The organism is Acidovorax sp. KPB24-03, from assembly GCF_057546605.1.
This window is the reverse complement of sequence record NZ_BAAJYR010000343.1, coordinates 1-3,792: the sequence shown is the minus strand read 5'-3', so window position 1 is coordinate 3,792 and position 3,792 is coordinate 1. Positions and strand designations below refer to the sequence as shown.

At 65.6% G+C, this 3,792-nt stretch carries 3 protein-coding genes; 2 read left to right on the top strand and 1 reads right to left on the bottom strand.

Going from position 1 to position 3,792, the window contains the following annotated elements; all coding sequences use genetic code 11:
* Positions 1-379 precede the first annotated feature (379 nt).
* Positions 380-2,368 carry a molecular chaperone HtpG gene (htpG, locus tag AC27KI_RS20475; RefSeq protein WP_272567069.1) on the top strand — a complete coding sequence of 663 codons (1,989 nt, stop codon included), beginning with the start codon at positions 380-382 and terminating at the stop codon, positions 2,366-2,368.
* Between the two features lie 115 nt (positions 2,369-2,483).
* Here htpG and AC27KI_RS20470 read toward each other — a convergent pair whose 3' ends face one another.
* Positions 2,484-2,954: a hypothetical protein gene (locus AC27KI_RS20470; protein ID WP_487115547.1), complete on the bottom strand. Its 471-nt coding sequence runs from the start codon at positions 2,952-2,954 to the stop codon at positions 2,484-2,486.
* Between the two features lie 309 nt (positions 2,955-3,263).
* On the opposite strand from AC27KI_RS20470, the gene xrtH reads away from it, so the two are divergent.
* Positions 3,264-3,792 (top strand): exosortase H (gene xrtH, locus AC27KI_RS20465; protein ID WP_487115545.1); only part of this gene is annotated, 529 nt, incomplete at its 3' end.

Sequence of the window (3,792 nt, the reverse complement as noted above, 5' to 3'; positions counted from 1 at the left end):
CACCTCGGCCTGGCCGCCGCCCGTGACCCCCGGCGGCGAAGCCATCGGGGACGGCCCGTGGCCTGCTGCGCCCACAGCGGCGGTGCGGGCCCAGCAGCAGGGCCAGGCACGCCGCCATCGGCAGGTGCCTGTGAAGCAGGCTTCGGAGTGGGTGCATGGATCGGGTTTCCGTCGTCGGGGATGCCGGCCCTCCCCGGGCCGGGGCGGGGCGGGATGGCGGCTTGGAACGGGGCGCGCGCCCGGAGTTCAATGGCCGAGGCGCCCCCGGCGCGGCGCCTCGGCCGGGAGTGGACCGGCGAGCCTTGATAATGCGGCGCCTGCCCCGAACTGCCGGGGCATCCCTCTTTTTGTGAATGACCCAGACCTCCCAATCCACACCATGAGCAAACAGACCCATTCCTTCCAGGCCGAAGTGGCGCAACTGCTGCACCTGGTCACGCATTCACTGTACTCCAACCAGGAAATCTTCCTGCGCGAGCTGATCTCCAATGCGTCCGACGCCTGCGACAAGCTGCGTTTCGAGGCCCTGAACAACAACGCCCTGTACGAAGACGCGCCCCACCTCGAAGTGCGCGTGGCCTTCGACAAGGACGCCAAGACGCTCACCATCACCGACAACGGCATCGGCATGAGCCAGCAGGAGGCCATCGACCACCTGGGCACCATCGCCAAGAGCGGCACCAAGGACTTCATGGGCAAGCTCTCGGGCGACCAGAAGGCCACCGCGTCCGAGCAGGGCCAGTTGATCGGGCAGTTCGGCGTGGGCTTTTATTCCGGCTTCATCGTGGCCGACAAGATCACCGTGGAATCGCGCCGGGCCGGCCTGCCCGCCGAGCAGGGCGTGCGCTGGATCAGCGGCGGCACGGGCGACTTCGAGGTCGAGACCATCACCCGCCCCGAGCGCGGCACCAGCATCATCCTGCACCTGCGCGACGACGCCGAAGAGTTCCTGAACGCCTGGAAGATCAAGTCCATCATCGGCAAGTATTCCGACCACATCAGCCTGCCCATCCTGATGGAAAAGGAAGAGTGGAAAGAGGGCGAGCTGATCAACCCCGGCGACGAAAACGGCGGCCGCCAGCCCGGCGGCATGGTCAAGACCGGCGAGTGGGAAACCGTCAACAAGGCCAGCGCCCTGTGGACCCGCCCCAAGAAGGACATCACCGAAGAGCAGTACCAGGACTTCTACAAGGCCATCAGCCACGACCACGAGAACCCGCTCACCTGGAGCCACAACCGCGTGGAGGGCAACACCGAGTACACGCAGCTGCTGTACGTGCCCGCCAAGGCCCCATTCGACCTGTGGAACCGCGACAAGAAGGCCGGCGTGAAGCTGTACGTCAAGCGCGTGTTCATCATGGACGATGCCGAGGCGCTGATGCCCACCTACCTGCGCTTCGTGAAGGGCGTGATCGACTCCAGCGACCTGCCGCTCAACGTGAGCCGCGAGCTGCTGCAGGAAAGCCGCGACGTGCGCGCCATCCGCGAAGGCTCCACCAAGCGCGTGCTCGGCATGCTGGAAGACCTGGCCAAGCACGACAAGCACACCGCCGGTGAAGAAGGCGCCGACGGCGTGACCGATGTGGTGAGCGACGAGGACAAGGCCAAGGAAGGCAAGTACACGGCGTTCTATGCCGAATTCGGCGCCGTGCTCAAGGAAGGCCTGGGCGAGGACTTCGGCAACCGCGAGCGCCTGGCCAAGCTGCTGCGCTTCGCCTCCACGCAGAGCGATGCGGTCACCGTCTCGTTCGCCGACTACAAGGCGCGCATGAAGGAAGGCCAGGACGCCATCTACTACATCACCGCCGACACGCTGGCCGCCGCCAAGAACAGCCCGCAGCTCGAAGTCTTCAAGAAAAAGGGCATCGAGGTGCTCCTGATGACCGACCGCGTGGACGAGTGGGCGCTGAACTACCTGCAGGACTTCGACGGCACGCCGCTGCAGTCCGTGGCCAAGGGCGCGGTCGATCTGGGCAAGCTGCAGGACGAGGCCGAGAAGAAGGCCGCCGAGGAAGCCGCCGAGGCCTTCAAGCCGCTGCTGGCCAAGCTCAAGGAGGCCCTCAAGGACAAGGCCGACGACGTGCGCGCCACCACCCGCCTGGTCGATTCGCCCGCCTGCCTGGTCGTGCAGGACGACGGCATGAGCACCCAGCTGGCGCGCATGCTCAAGCAGGCCGGCCAGCAGGCGCCCGAGTCCAAGCCCGTGCTGGAGGTGAACCCCGATCACGCCCTGGTCAAGAAGCTGGACGGCAGCGTGCACTTCCACGACCTGGCGCACATCCTGTTCGACCAGGCGCTGCTGGCCGAAGGCGGCCTGCCCGAGGACCCCGCCGCCTATGTGAAGCGCGTGAACGCATTGCTGGCCTGATCGGCCTCCAGCGCATGATTCACTAGGGCATATTGCTATTAAATAAGTAGCAATCAAAAAGCCCGGCCTTCTTGGGAGGCCGGGCTTTTTTATTGGGCTGCGATGGTGGCCAGGATTAATTCGGAGGCTCGCGGTCCGGCAGGTCCAGCAAGCCCGTGCACCGCGCGCAGTGCAGGTAGTGGCCGGACGCCTGCTCCTTGCCCGCGACGACCGGCGTGAGCAGGGCGGTGCCGGCATCGTTGGCGATGCCCAGCGTGGCAACGCGGCCATCCTTGAACCGGATGCGGGCCTCCGTGTAGCAGTCACCGGTGAGGAAATGGTCGTGCAGATAGGCACGGCGGTCGATGGGCCTCGAATGGGCCAGGAACCGGCGGACATCCTGCTCTGCCAGCGGCCGGGTGCCAACGCAGGGGGCGGACTCTCCCGCTGCGTTTTGCGCCGCGGGCCGCGTGATCTTGACCGATGCCACGGCTGCAACCGGATAGGACTTGCGCGCAGGGGCGGGCGACTTCGATTCCTGCGCATGGGATGGAAAGAGATGGGCGGCGATGCACAACGCCGCGATGGCATGCCGTTTCACCACCATATGGCGGTACTCATATTCATGATTTGGGAAAGAGGCTGGCACTGCCCTCCCGGCTGCACCATGCGCCGCATCATAGTGATGATCCAACCTGGATTAATTCCAGGTTGGTAACTGAAGGTTGCGGGCTCTGCGATGGGCTGATGCGTCCCATCGCGTTGCTTCGGCCCCTGCGGCTGGTCTATGGGCAGGCAAGGTGGAGCGCCTTTCCGAAAGTAGACGCCCATCCGCAGGCTTTTCCCATGGCGGGTGTAGGCATGCTGCCTGGATAATGTGCGGCGGTCCCTTTTCTACTCTGCGGAGCCTTCCGGCATGTTGCGCTTTTTCCTCCTCTTCCTGACCCTGCAGCTGACGATGTTCGGCATCAACATGCTGGGCTGGGTGCAGCAGCACCTGGTGCTGCCATGGACGGCGCTGCTGGCGCGCATCTGCGCCGGGTTGGTCACCTGGTTCGACAGCTCGGCCGCCGCCTCGGGCAAGGTGCTGTGGAACCAGGCCACGGGCTTCGGCGTTTCGATCGAAGCGGGATGCAACGGCATCGAAGCGTGCATCGTGCTGTTCGCCGCCGTCATGGCGTTTCCGTCCACCTGGCGCCACAAGCTGGTCGGCCTGGTCGCCGGCTTCCTGGCCGTGCAGGCCATGAACATCGTGCGGGTGATCAGCCTGTTCTACCTGGGGCAGTGGAACACCGCCATCTTCAACTTCGCCCACGAATACCTCTGGCAGGCGCTCATCATGGTGGACGTGCTCATCGTCTGGCTGCTGTGGGTGCGGGCCGGCAGCCGGGGGGGCTGCAGGCGCGCCGCCGAACGAGCCGCCGGCGGCACCGCCCTCGGCGCCG

What these genes read in the sequence shown, in the direction of transcription:
- AC27KI_RS20470 (WP_487115547.1), bottom strand. Translation starts at nt 2,954, where the DNA reads ATGGTGGTGAAACGGCATGCCATCGCGGCGTTGTGCATCGCCGCCCAT.
- htpG (WP_272567069.1), top strand. Translation starts at nt 380, where the DNA reads ATGAGCAAACAGACCCATTCCTTCCAGGCCGAAGTGGCGCAACTGCTG.